The sequence below is a fragment of the Actinomadura sp. KC216 genome (assembly GCF_004348535.1).
Lineage (GTDB): Bacteria > Actinomycetota > Actinomycetes > Streptosporangiales > Streptosporangiaceae > Spirillospora.
The window spans coordinates 19,012-36,142 of sequence record NZ_SMJX01000058.1 but is presented as its reverse complement, the minus strand read 5'-3'; the positions used below and the strand labels follow the sequence as shown (position 1 = coordinate 36,142).

The following is a 17,131-nucleotide window of genomic DNA, read 5'->3' as shown; positions in this document are numbered from 1 at the left end:
GTTCCGGGGTGTGTGTTGGTGGGGTGCTTCTCGGGGCGTGCTAGTCGGGGGTGGAGAGGGTTTCTAGGACCTGGGTGCCGTACTTGGCGAGTTTGTTCTCGCCTACGCCGTTGATGCGGCCCAGTTCGGTGAGGGTGGTGGGGACGGCGGTCGCGATCTCGCGGAGGGTCGCGTCGTGGAAGATGACGTAGGCGGGGACGCCCTGGTCCTTCGCGGTGGCGGCGCGCCAGGCGCGGAGGCGCTCGAAGAGCGGCATGGCCTCGGCGGGGAGTTCGACCGGGGCCTTGCGTTCCTTGGCGGCCTTGGTGGCGGGGCGTTCCGGTTCGCGGCGCATCATGACCTTGCGCTCGCCGCGCAGGACGTCGCTGCTCGCGTCGGTCTGGAGCAGGGTGCCGTGGTTGCTCTCGACCGCGATGAGGCCCTGGGCGAGGAGCTGGCGGACGACGCCGCGCCATTCGGACTCGCGGAGTTCGGTGCCGACGCCGAAGGGCTTCAAGGAGTCGTGGTCGAACTGGATGACCTTCGCGCTCTTCTTGCCGAGCAGGATGTCGATGATGTGCCCGGCGCCGAACTTCTGGCGGCGTTCGCGGTCGAGCCGGACGATGACGGACAGGACCTTCTGCGCGGGGACGGTCGCGTCCCACGATTCGGGCGGTGTCAGGCACGTGTCGCAGTTGCCGCACGGCCCGGCGGACTGGCCGAAGTAGTTCAGCAGCTGGACGCGGCGGCATTCGACGGTCTCGCAGAGCGCGAGCATCGAGTCGAGGTGGGCGGCCTGGCGGCGGCGGAACGCGGGGTCGCCCTCGCCGCCGTCGATCATCTTGCGCAGGTTGACGACGTCCTGCAGGCCGTAGGCGAGCCAGGCGGTGGACGGGAGCCCGTCGCGTCCGGCGCGCCCGGTCTCCTGGTAGTAGCCCTCGACCGACTTGGGCAGGTCGAGGTGGGCGACGAAGCGGACGTCGGGCTTGTCGATGCCCATGCCGAACGCGATCGTCGCGACGATGACCAGGCCGTCTTCGCGGAGGAAGCGCGACTGGTTGGCGGCTCGGGTCTGGGCGTCGAGGCCCGCGTGGTACGGGAGGGCTTCGATGCCGTTCTCGGTGAGGAACGCGGCGTGCTTCTCCACGGAATTGCGCGAGAGGCAGTAGACGATGCCCGCGTCGCCCTTGTGCTCGGTCTGGAGGAGGCGCAGGAGCTGGCGCTTCGCGTCGGTCTTGGGTTCGATCCTGTATTGGATGTTGGGGCGGTCGAAGCTCGCGACGAAGTGGCGTGCGTCGTCGAGCTGGAGGCGGGACGCGATCTCGGCGCGGGTCGCCTCGGTCGCGGTCGCGGTGAGGGCGATGCGCGGGACGTTCGGCCAGCGTTCGTGCAGGCCGGACAGCATCAGGTAGTCGGGACGGAAGTCGTGCCCCCACTGCGACACGCAGTGCGCCTCGTCGATCGCGAACAGGGACACGTTGGCGCGGTCGAGGAGGTCGACGGTCGCGGGGAGGCGGAGGCGCTCGGGCGCCAGGTAGAGCAGGTCGAGCTCGCCCGCGACGAACTGCGCCTCGACGACCCGGCGCTCGTCGAGGTCCTGCGTGGAGTTGAGAAAACCGGCCTGGACGCCGAGCGTGCGGAGGGCGTCCACCTGGTCCTGCATGAGGGCGATGAGCGGGGAGACGACGACCCCGGTGCCCTTCCGGACGAGCGCGGGGATCTGGTAGCACAGCGACTTCCCGCCGCCCGTCGGCATGAGGACGAGCGCGTCCCCGCCGCCGACCACGTGCTCGATGATCTCCCGCTGGCCGTCCCGGAACGCGTCGTACCCGAACACGCGCCGCAGGACGTCCAAGGTCTCCGGGGTCTCGAAGGTCTCCGGGTTCTCGGGGGAAGTCATCGGCCCATACTATGAGCCGCCTCCGGCACCGTCCCGGGAAAGCTCAGCTGTGGATAACCTCCACCAGCTCCGGGGTGATTTCGTCCAGGTTGTCCGCTACATGGGCCGCCAGGGCGAGCGCGTCGGCGGACGGCGGGTGCTCCGGGCGGGGGATCGCGATCACCGTCATCTCGGCGGCGTGGGCCGAGCGGAGGCCGTTGCTGGAATCCTCGATCGCCACGCAGGAGCCGGCGGGCACATCCAGCTGCGCGGCCACGGTGAGGTATCCGTCCGGTGCGGGCTTGCCCTGGTCGACCTCCTCGGTGGACACGGTGGCGCGGAACAGGCCGTCCACACCGATCTGGCCGAGCACAAGGTCGATGAGGGCGCGCGGGGACGAGCTGGACAGCCCGAGCGGACGGTATTCCGCCATCCGCCGGACCGCGGACTCCGCTCCCGGCAGCAGCGGAAGCTCGTCCTCGTAGCGCTGGGACATCCGGTCGACGACCTCGTAGGCGACCTCCTCGGCCGAGACGCCGTCGACGAGCTCGTCCGCGATGTACGCGGCCCATTCCACGGTGCTCATGCCCATGAGGCGCTCCTGCGTGTCGGACCGCCAGCGCCCGCCGCGCTCGGCGACGTACGCGCGCCGCACCTCCTCCCACACGGGTTCGGAGTCGATGAGGACGCCGTCCAGGTCGAACACGATGGCCTGCACGGGCATGGTCCTCTCCTCCGTGGTCCTTCCGGGGCGCGCCTGGCGGTGCCTCTCGATGCGCGTCGTCGCGATCATTACCCGGTGCGGCGGGACGGAACCGCGCGCTGGAACGGACTAACCCCGCCTGACATGGATCAATCCGGGCGAAAGCGACATGATCCAGACTCGGTCTGGCATGGTGGAGTCTCTTCCGCCCCCATCCGGAGTCAACACAGAGGAGAGCTGCCCATGGTGTTCCTCGGTTTCCTGCTGGTCGCGGCCGCCATCGCCGTCGTCGTCGGGGTCGTCCTCGACAACACCGAACCCGCGAACCTCATCGTCTTCGGCCAGACCGTGCCCGGTGTGAACGAGCAGTGGCAGGTCTTCTTCGCCGGCGCGGGCCTGGCCGTCGTCTTCTTCGCCGGCATGATGCTGACCTTCTTCGGCGCGGGGCGCCGCGTCCGCACCCGGCGCGATCTGCGCGACCTCCGCGAGGAGCACGAGGAATCGCTGACCACCCTGGAGATGGAGAAGCGGCGCCTGCAGCGGGAACTCGCGCGGGTCCGGCAGAACCCCGGTTCCGGGCGGCCGCCGACCGGTCCGGCCGGTGCGGGCGGCCAGCCGGGTGGGCACCGGCGGTCCGCGCGGCGGGAGCCGGCCCCGGCCGGGCCGGGGACCCATGTCGCCGGACGGTCGCAGATCCCCGCCACCTCCCCGTTCTTCGACCGCCACGACTGACCGGCCTCGTCCGGTGGATTCCTGGCGGATGTCCGATGGAGCCGGACGAGTCGTTCTGGATCGGACGGGTCGTCCTGGATGATGAGCGGAGCGTTCGCGCGGATCGCCGCGCAGAGGGATGACGGGCCTGGTCCGAGCCGATCAGGATCGTAGTGTGCGGATTCTTTTCAAGGTGGGCATCACCGCGGTCGCCCTGTGGGTCGCCACGGTGCTGATCGACGGCATCTCGGTCGACGGCGACTCGGGCGGCCGCCGCGCCCTCACGCTCGTCGCCGTGGCCGCCATCTTCGGCCTGGTCAACACCTTCATCAAACCGATCATCAAGACGCTCGGCTGCGCCTTCTACGTCCTCACGCTCGGCCTCATCGGCCTCGTCGTGAACGCCCTGCTGCTCTGGCTCACCAGCGAGCTGGCAGGGGAGCTCGACCTGCCGTTCCACGTGACCGGCTTCTGGCCGGCGTTCTGGGGCGCCATCGTCGTCGGCGTGGTCGGCTGGCTGCTTCACCTCGTCGTCCCTGAGAAGGACGACAGGAAGGACGACAGAAAGAAGGACTGATCCTCAGCGGGCGTCCACGAGATGCGGGGCGGCGCTCGCGGCGCGCTCGAAGGGACCGGCCTCCAGCCTCCCGGCGGGCGCGTCCGCGTACTCGCGGTACTCCGGCGGACGGACGCCCGGCGCGCTCACCAGGATCCAGCGGCGGGTCCGGACGGCGCCGATGAGGAGCTCCGCGTCGGTGAGCGCCCCGGCGTCCGCGACGATCAACGCGTCGAACTCCTCGTCGCGGGCCGTGAGACCGACCCCGGTCGGCGTGCCGACGACGAGGTCGGCCGTGCGGAGCAGGACGTCGCCCTCGGCGGTCCGCCGGCCGTCGGTGTAGGCGGTGAGCTGCTCGATGCGGGCCATCGCGCGGCGCTGGTGCGCGGGGACGGCGTCCGGGTTCTCGGCGGGATCCGAGCCGCAGATCTCCAGGACGTTCTGCCGCGACCGCTCCTCCGTCCGCGCCGCCGTCTCCAGATCGGCGTCCCGGGCGGACATCTCCTCGGCGGCCTCGGCGATGTGGCGCTCCAGCGCCGCCTCCGTGTCCGCCGCCCGGGACGCGGCGGCCTCCGCGTCCGACCGGGCCTGCCGCGCCGCCGCCAGGGCCTCCTCGCGGGCCGTCCGGGCGGCGTTCACCCGCTGCTCGATGGCCTGCGCGGCCTGCTGCGCGACGTGCGCGCGCCTGCCCTCCTGGTTCGCCTTCTCCACCGCCGCCGTCGCGAGCCGAGCCTGCTCCTGATGCTCGCGGCCCGCGGTCTCCCGCTCGGTCGCGAGCCAGGCCAGCTCCGTCCCCAGCCGTGCCTGCGCCTCCTGCGCCTGCTGGAGCCGCGCCCCGCCCTCCGACACGAACGACGCCAGCCCGCGCCGCACCCGCTCCGCGTGCTCCGCCGCCTCCTTGGCCTCCCGCGCCCGCTTCACCGCCTCGTCGGCCTCGCGCGTCCGGGCCCTGACCTCGTCGCGGACGCGCCGCAGCTCCGCCGGCGGCGACGCGACATGCAGCCGCTGCCCGAGCGTCATCTTCCGGCGTATCGCCGACAGGGCCGATTCCGCCGAAACCAGGCGGTAGTAGGCGGCGTGGCCTTCGGCTGCGGCGTCGGCGTCGGCGGCCGTCAGGCGGTGCGCTTCTTCGGCCGCCCCTGGGAGCGCCTCCCGCGCCCTTGCAAGTTCGTCGGTCAACGATGCCTCTGCCTGGCGCGCGCCCTGCAATTCCGCCTGTGCGGTCTTGGCGCGCTCATCGAGCTGGACGCAGCGCGCGTAGGACGCGTCGGCCGTCCGGGTCACCGCGTTCGCCTCGGCCGCGGCCTCGTCGGCGATCGTCCGCAGCCGCTCCGCCTCCGCGCGGGGACCGGCCAGCTCCGCCTCCGCCTCCTCCTGGACGGCGGTCAGCCGCTCCGCCTCGGCCTCCGCCGCGACCGCGGCCCGCTCGGCGTCCTCCGCCGCGTGCCGCGACTCCTCGATCGTCGCGGTCAGCGCCGCGCGCTCCGCGTCCAGCGCCTCGCGGCGCCGCAGGTTCCCGGCCTGGACGGCCTGCAGCGCCGCCGCGTCCCTCGGCCACTGCTCCAGCCACATCAGCCCGCGGCGCAGCAACCGCGTCTCGGTCTCCCACGACAGCCGCCACGCCTCCCCCACCGGCCGCAACGCCGCCGACCGCACCCGCGTCTCCGGCGCGGACGGACCCTCCGCCGGGGCGACGGGCTCCCCCGCGGGCACAGCGGGCAGCGCCTCGACCCGCGTCGCCCCCGCCCCCGTGTCGGGGGCTTCTGGCGAGGGTTCGGCTTCGGTCTCGGGCTCTGTCTCGGGCGGGCCGGACAGGGGTTGGAACTCGACCGTCCCATTGGACCCGGGCTCCCGCACCGGCGGTGACGATTCGGGGACGTCGGCGTCGTCCACCGGGTCGTCCACCGGCGGCAGTGCCTGTGTCTCCACCGAACGGGCCTCCGCCGTCGCAGGCTGCGTCTCGATCATCAGGGAGAAGACCTCGGGGTCGTCCTCCAGGCGCCGCAGCAGCTCGGCGGCCCGTTCCGGCGTGGGCGCGACCAGCAGGGCCCGCCCGTCGGCCGCCGCCAGCTCCTTGACGGTCTCGTGGACGATCTCGTCGCCGTTCTCCGCCTCGACGAGACGGAGCGATTCGGCCCTCTCCTCCAGTTCCTCCAGCGACCCGGGCGCGACGAGGAACCGGGCCATGATCTCCCAATCGCCCGCGACCCGCTCTTCGCGCAGTGCCCGCAGGGCGGCGATGTGCGGCGTCCAGCCGACCGGCGGGACGTCCTCGGGAACCTCCTTCAGGCGCGCGTCGAGCCGCTCGTAGAACGCGGTCAACGACCCGTAGACGTCTTCGACCAGGTCGCGTCCGCCCCAGCCGTCCTCGGGGAGCTTCGTCCCGAGCGCAGGCGTGGCTCCGATCACCGGCAACGGCATCGTCCCGAACCCGGCGCGGGGATCCAGCACCGCCTCTTCGTCCACGAACGCGGGCTCTTCAGCCTCGGTGATGGCCTCGTCCAGGTGGTCCGTGTCAGCGGTTTCGAGCTCCGGTTCCTCGGCACCTTCGGGTTCGACGCTGGGCACGTTCTCGATCTCGATGCCGTCGTCAACGGCCGCATCGTCGATGATCGGCTGGTCGGGGGCCGTGCTCGTGTCAGTGGGCGTTTCGTCGAGCCCGTCCGCGTCGGCGACCTCGGGCTCGGCCTCTTCGGGGCCGGCCTCTGCGTCGTCGTCCGGGGTGGACGGGTCGTCGGGCAAGGGGAATGTGACGGTCGGGACCTCGGATTCGGGGACGTAGACGGGCGTGGGCTGCCCGTGATCGGCGGTCTCAAGGCGCTCGTCCTCGGGCCCGCTGCTTCCTTGAGGTTGCTTCTCCAACGTCATCCCGTCCCAGATCGACCACCCGGGGCGTATTTTCCCCTTCTGCCCGGGACTAACGTCTCACAGCTGAGCGGCTATCGGTGCCCCGCCAGGACGGCGTGATGATCTTCACCGTCGCGCGGCTGCGGGTCAGGATGGACGAGAGCGCCCGACAGCCGGGGCAGCGCGTGCAGCAGGCTGTGCTCGGCGTCGACCGCGATCTGGTGGGCGCGGACGACCGTGGAGGCGGGGTCGACGACCACGTCGCATTCGGCGCGGAGGCGGTGGCCGATCCAGCGGAGCCGGACGTCGCCCACCGCCAAGACGCCCGGCGTCGAGGACAGCGCGGCCTCGGCGCGATCGACCAGGGCGGGGTCGACGGCGTCCATGAGACGTCGCCCGACCTCGCGGGCCGTCTGCCACAGGACGGTCAGGATCGCGAGGGTGATCAGCAACCCGACGACGGGGTCGGCCCAAGGTGCGCCCAGCGCGATACCGGCGGCGCCCAGCAGGACGGCAAGGGACGCGAAGCCGTCCGTGCGGGCGTGCAGGCCGTCCGCGACCAGGGCGGCGGAGCCGATGCGGCGGCCGACGCGGATGCGATAGCGGGCCACCAGCTCGTTGCCCACGAAGCCGACGAGCGCGGCGCCCGCCACGGCGGCCACGTGATCCACAGGCTGTGGATGGGCGAGGCGCTGGACGGCCGCGTACCCGGCGGCGGTCGCGGACGCCGCGATGGCGAGCACGATGATCACACCGGCGAGGTCCTCGGCGCGACCGTACCCGTAGGTGTAGCGGCGGGTCGGCGGACGCCTGCCGAGGATGAACGCGATGCCCAGCGGGACGGCGGTGAGCGCGTCGGCGGCGTTGTGCAGCGTGTCGCCGAGCAGCGCCAGGACCCGGTGAACACGACCACCACCGCCTGGAGGACGGTGGTCGCCCCCAGTCCGACGAGGGAGATCCAGAGGGCGCGCATACCCTGCGCGCTCGCCTCCATGGCGGAGTCCACCTTGTCGCCCGCCTCGTGCGAATGCGGTCGCAGCACGTGAAGCAGCCGTCCCGTGAACGTCCGCCCATGCCGGTGGCCGTCTCCATGCCCGTACCGGTCGCCCTCCCCATGGCCGTGGCCGTGCCCGTGGCCGTGCCCGTGCCCGTGCCCATGCCCGTGCCCATGCCCGTGGCCGTGGCCGTGGGCGCTGGCGTGCGTGTGGGGTTCGCCCTGCGAGGTGTTCGGGACGTCGGTGCTCATGGCTCCACGATGACCCGAAAACCCCGCTGCAGCATCCCGACAACTGCGCTGTTGTCGCAGGTACGCGGCTTGTGTCAGTGCGGATTGGTGGCCAGTAGCTCCGCCAGGAGATCGTCCAGGGTGACGATGCCGGCGAACTCGTCCGCGTCGTTCACGACGGCGAGCTGGGCATGGGCGCGGCGCATGCGGCTGACCGCGTCCAGGATCGTCGTCTCCGCCGTGAGGACGGGCGCCGGGTGGGCCAGCTCGCCGGCGCGGCGGTCGCCGCCGGGCTCGGTGATGGCGGCCCGGACGTGGACGATGCCGGTCATCGCGCCGCCCTCGTCGCGGACCAGGAGCCGGTTGTGGCCGCTGGCGGTCGCGGTCCGCCGGATCTGCCCGGCGGTCGCGTCCGCGCCGATCGTGGTGACGGACGTGGCGGGCACGACGAGAGGCCCGACCGTGGCCTCCCGGGCGGAGATCGCGCGGCGGAGCAGCTCGTGGTCGCGGCGTCCGATCAGGCCGAGGCGGCGCGACTCGCCGACCAGGTGGCTCAGCCGTGCCGGGTCGGTGTGCGGGTCGAGCTCGTCCTTCGGCGTGACGCGGATGAGGCGCAGCAGCGCGTTGGTCGTCTCGTTCAGCGCCGACAGGATCGGCCTGGACACCTTCGCGAACGCGCGGAACGGCAGCGCGAGGATCAGCGCCGAGCGTTCCGGGTGCGCGATCGCCCACGACTTCGGCGCCATCTCCCCGATGACCATGTGCAGGAACGTGACGACGGCGAGCGCGCAGCCGAGCGCGATGGCCTTGGCCCCCGCCTCCGGGACGCCGAGCGCGTGCAGCGGCGGTTCGAGGAAGTGCTCGAACGCGGGCTCGGTCACGATCGCGAGGCCGAGCGAGCACATCGTGATGCCGAACTGCGCGCCCGCGAGCATCAGCGACAGCTCGCGGACGCCCGCGACGGCGGCGATCGCGGGACGGCTGCCCTTCGCGGCGGCGCGCTCCAGCTGCGACCGGTTGGCGGCGACGAGCGCGAACTCGGCCGCCACGAAGAACCCGTTCCCGACCAGCAGCAGGACGGTGATCAGCAGGGTGGTCAGCGGGTCCATGACGCCTCCACCGTGCCGCCCTCGGAAGCCGTCTCAGAGGCCGTTGCGGAGCCCGTCTCGGAGCCCGTCTCGGAGCCCATCTCGGAGCCCGTCTCGGAGGCCGTTTCGGTGGCCGGGGCGGGGACCTCGCAGGGCGGGTCGGAGACGTCCGGCCGTTCCGCAGGCCTGGACCCCGAAGCCGCCGCCGCCGTCCGGATTTGGATCTTTTCGGCGACGCGGCGGGCCACGCTGACGACCTCCAGCTCGACCGGGCCGCCGTCCACGTCGACGGTGAGGCGGTCGCCGGGGCACGGCAGGCGGCGCAGCTCCGCCATGACGAGCCCGCCGAGCGTGTCGTAGGCGTCGCCCTCGGGCAGGTCGAGGCCCGTGAGGCGTTCGACCTCGTCGATGCGCATGCTCGCGTCGACGAGCCATGAACCGTCAGGGCCGGACGTCGGGGCGTCCTCCCGGCGGTCGGTCTCGTCGGCGATCTCCCCGACGAGCTCCTCGGCGACGTCCTCGAAGGTGAGGATTCCGGCGAGGCCGCCGTACTCGTCCACCACGCAGGCGAACTCCTCGCCCGCGTCGCGCATGTGCTCGATGACCCCGTACAGCGGCTGGCTGCCGGGGACGAGCAGCGCCTGCCGGGTGACCTGGCCGACGGGGGTGGACGGGTCCAGCCCGTCGGCGGCGACCTCGCGGACGCCCGCGACGCCGATGACGTCGTCGACCTCCTGCCCGTAGACCGGGTACGCGCTGTGCCCGGTCTCGCGGATCAGCGCGACGAGGTCGGACAGGGGCGCGGTGGCGGGCAGCGTCCGGACGTGCGGGCGCGGCACCATGACCTCGTCCGCCGTGAGGTCGCCGAACGACACGGCCCGCTCCAGCAGCCCGGACAGGTCGGCGGGCAGATGCCCGGAGCTGTGCGACTTGCCGATGATGTCGCCGAGCTCCTCAAGCGTCGCGCCGCTGTGCAGCTCCTCGACGGGCTCGACGCCCACGGCGCGCAGCAGGCGCTCCGCCGCGCGGTCGAACAGCCGGATCAGCGGTCCCGCGACCGTCAGGTACACGAGCGTGGACGCGGCCAGAGCGCGTGCCAGCGACTCGGCGCGCGCGAGCGCGAGGTTCTTGGGGAACAGCTCGCCCAGCAGCATCTGGATGAGCGTCGCCAGGACGAACCCGGTGGCGAGCGCGATCGCGCCGGTCGCGCCCTCGGGCACGCCGGCGACCTCCAGCATCGGACGGATCAGCTCCGCGAGCGCGGGTTTGGCGATGAATCCGACGACCAGGGTCGTCATCGTGATGCCGAGCTGCGCGCCCGACAGCATGAACGAAAGCCTGCCGATGACCTTGACCGCGCGCCGGGCGGAGGTGTCACCGCGCTCGGCGGCCTGGTCGAGCGCCGCACGGTCGGCGGCGACGAAGGCGAATTCCTGGGCGACGAAGTATCCGGTGGCGGCGGTCAGCAGGACCACCGCGAGCACTCCCAGCACCGCGCTCACGGCGCGGCACCGGGTCTATCACTGGGGTCCGGCACCGCGGACTCACCACTCCTCTCGTACAGGACTACCTGTCGTAACGTCACCCCGGACACCGGGGTTCCCGAAGCACAGGGTACGACCCGCGAGGTCACCGGCCTACGGGCCGGAGGGACACCGGCCGCGGCCGGACACCCCGCCGGGCCCACGGCGAGTGCGCGACGGCCGTCGCGGGTGGTCGTCGCGGGCGTCGCGGGTGGTCGTCGCGGCCGGGCATCGCGCGGCGGCGATCATCTGGGGCAGAATGGCGCTTGTCTCGTTCAGTGTCACGGATCACACTTGTATGAGAGGGTACGTCCGATACTGGGCAGGTCCGTGCTCCCAGACCGCCTTGTCCGGGCATGCTCAGGGGGATGGTTGGAGAGCGATCGCGGGGCTGACGTTGGAGCAGAGCGGGGCCGGGGCTGCCGCGCCCATGAGCCGTGAGGGCGTCGACCATGCCCTGCGGAGGCTTCGCGAGGAACGCGACCGCATCTCCGCGTCGCTTCTCGACCTCGACGGGCACGAGGGCAGCCGCCTTCTCGAAGGTGCCCGGCTCACCGGCGAGACGTGGCGGCGCTGGGAGGACGCGAAGACCAGGATGACGACGCTGTGGGCGCTGTTCGACGCCTACCAGCGCGTCCTGGACACCGCGTCCGAGCTGCGCGGACGCTCGTCCCGTCCGGACGCGGCGACGCTCGTCGAGCTGACCGGGCTGCTCGCGGGCCAGTCGGTCGAGCTGCCCGGCGGCGGCGAGATCCCGCTGCACGACCGCACGCTCCTCGGCCCGCAGGAACGGCGCGTGACGCTGGACGAGGCCGTCGAGATGATGTCCGCCGCCTACGAGTTCGTCGCGCGCGAGATCGCCGCGGCCGACGCCGCCTGGACGGCGCTGCTCCTCCCCCTCGAAGAGGTGGAGGAGTGCTGGCGGGAGACGGCGCGGCTGGCGCACGCCCTCGACGGCACCCGCCATCCCGAACTGGACCGCGTCGGCCGCGAGCTGACCGCGCTGGGACGCGTCGTCCGCAGCGATCCGCTGTCGCTCGTCCGCGACGGGCGTCCGGACACGGGGCGGCTCGACCGCGTCCGCGCCGCCCTGACGACGCTGGGGGACGAACTCGCGGGCGTCGCCCGGATGCGCGACGACTACGAGGAGCTCATCGCGCGGGTCACGGCGTCCATCGAGGAGGTCGAGAGCACCGAGCGGCGCGCCCGCGAGGCCCACGCGACCGCCCTCGTGAAGATCCAGTCGCCGAACCTGCCGGAGCCGTCCCAGGGGCTCGGCGTCGCGCTCCGCGACCGGCTCGCCGCCCTGGAGCGGCTCCGCGAGGCGGGCCGCTGGGTCGAGCTGGCGGGACGGTTCGCCGAGCTCGAACGCGCCGCCGCCGAGGCGCTGGAGCGGGCCCGCGGTGACCTGCGTCTCAGCGCCGGCCTGCTCGACCGGCGGGGCGAGCTGCGGGGCCGCCTGGAGGCGTACCGGGCCAAGGCCGCCCGGCTCGGCGTCGTCGAGGACGAGCAGCTCACCGAGCTGTACGGGGAGGCCCGCGACACGCTGTGGACGGCACCCTGCGACCTGCGGAGGGCCACCACGGTGCTCGCGGAGTACCAGCGAGCGGTCAGGGCCTGCGAAAGCGAGACGGGGACCCGCCGATGAACCGATGCACCCAGCCCGGCTGCACCGGCGAAGTGGAGGCCGACGGCTTCTGCGACGTCTGCGGCATGGCCCCACCGCCACAGCCCGCCACGCCCGCGTCCCCGGGCCCAGCCTCAGCGCCTGCCCAGGCCGCGCCACGCGCTCCGAGTCCGCCGCCTGGGCAAACGGTACGGGGAGCGGTACCGCGGCAGGGGTACGCGGGGCCTCCGGCACCGGGCGGGCGCGGGCCGGGTGCGGCCGGGGTGACGAGGCAGCAGACGCCGGTGGCGCCTCCGACGACGAGGCAGCCGGGCGGGTCCGCGCCGTCCGTTCCGTCCGCGCCCTCCGTGCCGGGCCGGTCCGTTCCGTCCGCGCCGGGCGGGTCTGTGCCGTCCGCGCCGGGGCGGTCCGTGCCGTCCGCGCCCAGTGGGCGGACGGGGCCGAGCGGTTCGGCGAGCAGTGGGTCGCGGACGCTCGGGTCCGGGCGGACGGCGTCGCGCGGCGGTTCGCGCGGGACGGGGTCCGGCGGGTCCGCGCGGCGCGGGATGCTCGGCGCCGGGCTGGTCGACGTCCCGCCCGTCCCGGCCCGCGACCCCGCGTCGGCGATCATGGAGAAGCCGGAGGTCCCGGAGAACAGGCGCTACTGCAGCCGGTGCGACGAGAAGGTCGGCCGGAGCCGGGACGGGCGTCCGGGCCGCACGGAGGGGTTCTGCGCGAACTGCGGGCATCCGTTCTCGTTCACGCCGAAGCTCCGCCCGGGCGAGCTGATCGGCGGGCAGTACGAGGTGCTCGGCTGCCTGGCGCACGGCGGGCTCGGCTGGGTGTACCTGGCCCGTGACCACAACGTCAGCGAGCGGTGGGTCGTCCTGAAGGGGCTGCTCGACACCGGGGACGCCGACTCGCTGGCCGCCGCGACGGCCGAGCGGGCGTTCCTGGCCGAGGTCGAGCACCCGAACATCGTCAAGATCTACAACTTCGTCCGGCACGATGACTCCGGCTACATCGTGATGGAGTACGTCGGCGGCCGGTCGCTGAAGGACATCCTGCTGAGCGCCCGCCGCGAGCGCGGCGAGGAGACGGCGCTGCCGCTCGGCCAGGTCATCGCCTACGGGCTCGAAGTGCTGAGCGCGCTCGGCTACCTGCACGGCGTCGGGCTGCTGTACTGCGACTTCAAGCCGGACAACGCCATCCAGTCGGAGGAGCAGCTCAAGCTGATCGACCTCGGCGGGGTACGGCGGGCGTTCGACGTCGACAGCCCGATCTTCGGGACGCCCGGCTACCAGGCACCCGAGATCGGCTCGCGCGGCCCGTCGATCACGTCCGACCTCTACACAGTGGGACGGACGCTGGCCGTGCTGAGCTTCCCGTTCCGCGGCTACACGGGGCGGCATCTGCGGAGCCTGCCGCCCCGCGAGGAGGTGTCGCTGTTCCAGCGGCACGAGTCGTACCACCGGCTGCTGCGCCGCGCCACGCACCCGGACCCGGCCCGCCGGTTCCAGAGCGCCGCCGAGATGGCGGAGCAGCTCACCGGCGTCCTGCGCGAGGTCCTGTCGGCTGAGGACGGGCGCCCGCGGCCCGCGCCGTCGCCGCTGTTCGGGCCCGAGCAGCAGACCGCCGGTACCGACATCGTCGGCGGTCTCGGCTCGGGTACCGGCACAAGCGGCGGCTCCGGCTCCGGCTCCGGTTCGACGGCCGCGCCGATCCTCGCCCCGCTGGAGCCGGGGGCCGCGGCGGCCGCGCTGCCCGTCCCGCTGGTGTCCGCGTCGGACCCGGCGGCCGCGTTCCTCGCCGGGCTCACCGCCCGCGACCCGGGCGATTTGGCGGCGGCGCTCAGCGCGGCGCCGGTCATGTCGCGGGAGGTCAGGCTGGCGCTGGTCCGGGTCAGGATCGAGCTGGGCGACCTGGACGGCGCCCACCGACTCCTCGACGAGCTCGCCGCCCAGGACCCGGACGACTGGCGCGTCGACTGGTACCGCGGCGTCCGCGCCCTCGCCGACGGGCGCGGCCGGGACGCGTCGGCCGTCTTCAACGACCTGTACGACCTCGCACCCGGCGAGCAGGCGCCCAAGCTGGCGCTCGCGTTCTGCTACGAGCTGATGGGCGTGCTCCCGCAGGCCGACCGCTTCTACGAGATCGTCTGGCGCACCGACCCGACCCATGTGAGCGCCGCGTTCGGCCTGGCCCGCACCCGCCTCGCGACCGGTGACCGGGCCGCCGCCGAGCGCGTCCTGGACTCGGTGCCCCGCGTCTCCAGCCACTACCTCGCCGCGCAGCTCGCGGCCGTGGCGGTCGCCGTCCGGGGCCGGGGTCCGGCCGACCTGAACGCCCCGACGCTGATCGAGGCGGGGCGGCGGCTCGCGTCCCTCCGGCTCGACACCGAGCGCGCCGCCGCGTTCGCCGCCGAGGTGCTGGAGGCCGCGCTCGCCTGGGTCCGCACCGGGCGCACGCTCCCGGCCGGGGTGCGGCAGCCGATCCTCGGGACCGGGCTGGACGAGCCGTCCCTCCGCGTGAAGCTGGAGCAGACGTACCGCGTCCTCGCCAAGCTCGCCGACGGCGCGGAACACCGGCACGTGATGGTCAGGCGAGCGAACGCCGTGCGCCCGAGGACCCTGTTCTGACCATGGACGCGGACCAGCACACCACCCACACCAGCCGTACCGCCCTCTGCCGCGATTGCGGCGAACCCGTCCGGCGACGCGACCGCTTCTGCGAGGGCTGCGGCCGTCCCGACCCGACCAACCCGGCCCGTCCGTGCGCCGACTGCGGGAACGGCGCCATCGGGCCGGACGGCTACTGCGACCGGTGCGGCTTCCGCCGGCCCGGCGAGCGGGACCATGTCGAGGCCGAGCTGGGCGGTTTCGCTGCGGCGGTGAGCGACCTCGGGCTGAAGCGCCGCCGCAACGAGGACGCGTTCACGCTCGCCGCGCTGCCCGCCGGGGCCTGCGCGGTGGTGTGCGACGGCGTCGCGACGGCGCCGGGCTCGGAGGAGGCGTCGCGGCTGGCGGCGGAGGCGGCGGCGTCCGTCCTGGCCGGACGCATCTCGGTGGGCATGGACCCGGAGGCCGCCACGCGCGCGGCGGCGGAACGCGCGGCCGAGGTCGTCGCGGGCCTCACCAAGACCCCCGGCGACCCGGACGGAGCGCCCGCCTGCACGTTCGCGTCCGCCATCGTGGACGGCGCGGGCATCACCGCCGGATGGGTCGGCGACAGCCGCGTCTACTGGCTCTCGTCCAGCGCGTCGTTCCTGCTGACGCGCGACGACTCCTGGGCCGAGCAGATGATCGAAAGCGGGGAGATGAGCGCGGACGACGCCTGGGCCGACCGGCGGGCGCACCTGCTGACGGCCTGGCTCGGCGCGGACGCGGGCGCCGTCAAACCGCAGGTCGCGGCGTTCCAGCCCGAAGGCCCCGGCATGGTCCTGGTCTGCAGCGACGGCCTGTGGAACGACCTCCCGAAGGCGGCGGACCTCGCAGCCGTGGCCCTCCACGGCGACGGCTCCCTTGGCCGGCCCCTCCACGCGGCGCGGCGGCTGCTGCGGGCGGCGCTCGACGCGGGCGGGCACGACAACGTCACGGCGGCGGTGATCGCCTGGCCCCCTCAGGGCGGGCCGTCGCCGTCGCCCGCGAGCACGGAGCCGGGCAGATGAGCGACGCCGTCCCCGAGTTCACGATCCGCGTGGACCAGAACGCCTACCTCCCGGCCGGCGGGCGCGAGATGCACGCGATCGTGACCGTCGAGGCGCGCTCCTCCAGGGGCGCCACCGGCGACGGGGACGCCACCGGCGGCGGCGACCAGCGCCGCGCGCCCGCCGCCGAGGTCATCCTCATCGACACCTCGGGCTCGATGTCGTACCGGGGCAAGATGGCCGCGGCGAAACGGGCGGCGCGGGCGGCGGTGAACGTGCTGCGCGACGGTGTCCACTTCGCCGTCGTCGCGGGCGCGAACCGGCCACGGATGATCTACCCGCAGGGGGAGCGGCTCGTCGCGGCGGACGAGACGTCCCGGCGCGGCGCCGTCCAGGCCGTCCAGCGGCTGGAGGCGGCGGGCGGGACGGCGATCGGCTCCTGGCTGCGCCTCGCCGACCGGCTGTTCACCGGCTACGACGGTGCCGATGAGGGGGCCGTCAAGCACGCCATCCTGCTGACCGACGGCAAGAACCAACACGAGTCCGCCGAGGAGCTGGACGCCGCGCTGCGCGCCTGCTCCGGCCGCTTCCTCTGCGACGCGCGCGGCGTCGGCACCGACTGGGACGTCGCCGAACTCCGCAAGATCACCTCGGCGCTGCTGGGCGGGTTCCTCGACGTCCCCGACCCCGCCGACCTGGAGGCCGACTTCCTGGCGATGACCCGCGCCGCGATGAGCAAGGAGATCGCGGACGTGTCCCTGCGCGTGTGGACGCCGAAGCAGGCGCGGCTCCGGTTCGTGAAGCAGATGGTCCCGGCCGTGGAGGACCTCACCGGCCGCCGGGTCGAGTCCGGGACGCAGACGGGCGACTACCCGCTCGGCGCGTGGGGGGAGGAGAACCGCGAGTACCACCTGTGCGTCGAGATCGACGAGCCCGGCGAGGTGGGGCGGCAGATGCGGGCCGCGTGGGTGAAGCTCCTCGCGGGCGACGGCGTGCTCGCGTCCGGGAACGTCCTGGCCGAGTGGACCGACGACGAGGCCAGATCGACGCGGATCAGCGGGCGCGTCGCGCACCACACCGGCCAGTCCGAGCTCGCCGACGCCATCCAGGAGGGCCTGGAGGCGCGCCGGGCGGGCGACGAGGAGACCGCCACGTCCCGCCTCGGCCGCGCCGTGGTGCTGGCCCGCGAGGTCGGCAACGAGCAGATCTCCGCCCTGCTGGACCGGGTGGTGGACGTCGTCGACCCCGGGAGCGGCACGGTGCGGCTGAAGCGGGAGGTGGCCAAGGCGGACGAGATGTCGCTCGACACCCGCTCCGTCCGGACGGTCCGCACCCGGCACGGCGACGAGCAGGGGGGAGGCTGAGGCC

Annotated in this window: 12 protein-coding genes; 6 read left to right on the top strand and 6 right to left on the bottom strand. The window is 73.5% G+C overall.

Translation table 11 applies throughout. From position 1 onward, the window contains the following. Positions 1-40: 40 nt before the first annotated feature. On the bottom strand, positions 41-1,879 hold the full coding sequence (gene recQ / locus E1264_RS13110; protein WP_132173057.1) for a DNA helicase RecQ: 1,839 nt from the start codon (positions 1,877-1,879) through the stop codon (positions 41-43). Between the two features lie 43 nt (positions 1,880-1,922). Continuing rightward, complete coding sequence (locus E1264_RS13105; RefSeq protein ID WP_132173055.1) at positions 1,923-2,582, bottom strand: HAD family phosphatase; 660 nt, start codon at positions 2,580-2,582, stop codon at positions 1,923-1,925. A 222-nt stretch (positions 2,583-2,804) separates the two neighbouring features. Between E1264_RS13105 and E1264_RS13100 the strand changes: the two genes are divergently transcribed. Together E1264_RS13100 and E1264_RS13095 are read left to right on the top strand one after the other, a co-directional pair. After that, positions 2,805-3,293, top strand: coding sequence for a hypothetical protein (locus tag E1264_RS13100; RefSeq protein ID WP_207935891.1), 489 nt, complete (start codon positions 2,805-2,807; stop codon positions 3,291-3,293). A gap of 154 nt (positions 3,294-3,447) precedes the next feature. Then, positions 3,448-3,849 (top strand): phage holin family protein, encoded by a 402-nt coding sequence (locus E1264_RS13095; RefSeq protein ID WP_132173053.1) that lies wholly within the window; start codon positions 3,448-3,450, stop codon positions 3,847-3,849. Positions 3,850-3,852: 3 nt separating this feature from the next. Here E1264_RS13095 and E1264_RS43325 read toward each other — a convergent pair whose 3' ends face one another. The 4 genes from E1264_RS43325 to E1264_RS13075 form a co-directional block, all read right to left on the bottom strand. After that, positions 3,853-6,696 carry a hypothetical protein gene (locus E1264_RS43325; RefSeq protein ID WP_165964150.1) on the bottom strand — a complete coding sequence of 948 codons (2,844 nt, stop codon included), beginning with the start codon at positions 6,694-6,696 and terminating at the stop codon, positions 3,853-3,855. Positions 6,697-6,767: 71 nt separating this feature from the next. Then, entirely contained in the window at positions 6,768-7,964 is a 1,197-nt protein-coding gene (locus E1264_RS13085) for a cation diffusion facilitator family transporter (RefSeq protein ID WP_243710908.1), read from the bottom strand. A gap of 31 nt (positions 7,965-7,995) precedes the next feature. Next, entirely contained in the window at positions 7,996-9,009 is a 1,014-nt protein-coding gene (locus E1264_RS13080) for a hemolysin family protein (RefSeq protein WP_132173051.1), read from the bottom strand. Continuing rightward, positions 8,997-10,490 carry a hemolysin family protein gene (locus E1264_RS13075; protein WP_165964149.1) on the bottom strand — a complete coding sequence of 498 codons (1,494 nt, stop codon included), beginning with the start codon at positions 10,488-10,490 and terminating at the stop codon, positions 8,997-8,999. Before E1264_RS13075 ends, E1264_RS13080 begins: the two co-directional genes overlap by 13 nt. A gap of 451 nt (positions 10,491-10,941) precedes the next feature. Between E1264_RS13075 and E1264_RS13070 the strand changes: the two genes are divergently transcribed. The 4 genes from E1264_RS13070 to E1264_RS13055 all read left to right on the top strand — a co-directional run bounded on the left by E1264_RS13070 (position 10,942) and on the right by E1264_RS13055 (position 17,127). Further along, a complete protein-coding gene (locus E1264_RS13070; protein ID WP_132173049.1) occupies positions 10,942-12,159 on the top strand; it encodes a hypothetical protein in 1,218 nt (405 codons plus the stop codon). Between the two features lie 389 nt (positions 12,160-12,548). After that, positions 12,549-14,756 (top strand): serine/threonine-protein kinase, encoded by a 2,208-nt coding sequence (locus E1264_RS13065; RefSeq protein WP_243710907.1) that lies wholly within the window; start codon positions 12,549-12,551, stop codon positions 14,754-14,756. Positions 14,757-14,758: 2 nt separating this feature from the next. Beyond that, positions 14,759-15,784, top strand: coding sequence for a protein phosphatase 2C domain-containing protein (locus E1264_RS13060; RefSeq protein ID WP_132173047.1), 1,026 nt, complete (start codon positions 14,759-14,761; stop codon positions 15,782-15,784). Continuing rightward, the gene (locus tag E1264_RS13055; RefSeq protein ID WP_132173045.1) at positions 15,781-17,127 is read left to right on the top strand and encodes a VWA domain-containing protein; all 1,347 of its coding nucleotides are present in this window, start codon (positions 15,781-15,783) and stop codon (positions 17,125-17,127) included. Before E1264_RS13060 ends, E1264_RS13055 begins: the two co-directional genes overlap by 4 nt. Positions 17,128-17,131: the final 4 nt, after the last annotated feature.

Coding starts and splice junctions, on each gene's coding strand:
- recQ (WP_132173057.1), bottom strand. CDS start 1,879: ATGACTTCCCCCGAGAACCCGGAGACCTTCGAGACCCCGGAGACCTTG.
- E1264_RS13070 (WP_132173049.1), top strand. CDS start 10,942: ATGAGCCGTGAGGGCGTCGACCATGCCCTGCGGAGGCTTCGCGAGGAA.
- E1264_RS13105 (WP_132173055.1), bottom strand. CDS start 2,582: ATGCCCGTGCAGGCCATCGTGTTCGACCTGGACGGCGTCCTCATCGAC.
- E1264_RS13100 (WP_207935891.1), top strand. CDS start 2,805: ATGGTGTTCCTCGGTTTCCTGCTGGTCGCGGCCGCCATCGCCGTCGTC.
- E1264_RS13060 (WP_132173047.1), top strand. CDS start 14,759: ATGGACGCGGACCAGCACACCACCCACACCAGCCGTACCGCCCTCTGC.
- E1264_RS43325 (WP_165964150.1), bottom strand. CDS start 6,696: ATGACGTTGGAGAAGCAACCTCAAGGAAGCAGCGGGCCCGAGGACGAG.
- E1264_RS13055 (WP_132173045.1), top strand. CDS start 15,781: ATGAGCGACGCCGTCCCCGAGTTCACGATCCGCGTGGACCAGAACGCC.
- E1264_RS13080 (WP_132173051.1), bottom strand. CDS start 9,009: ATGGACCCGCTGACCACCCTGCTGATCACCGTCCTGCTGCTGGTCGGG.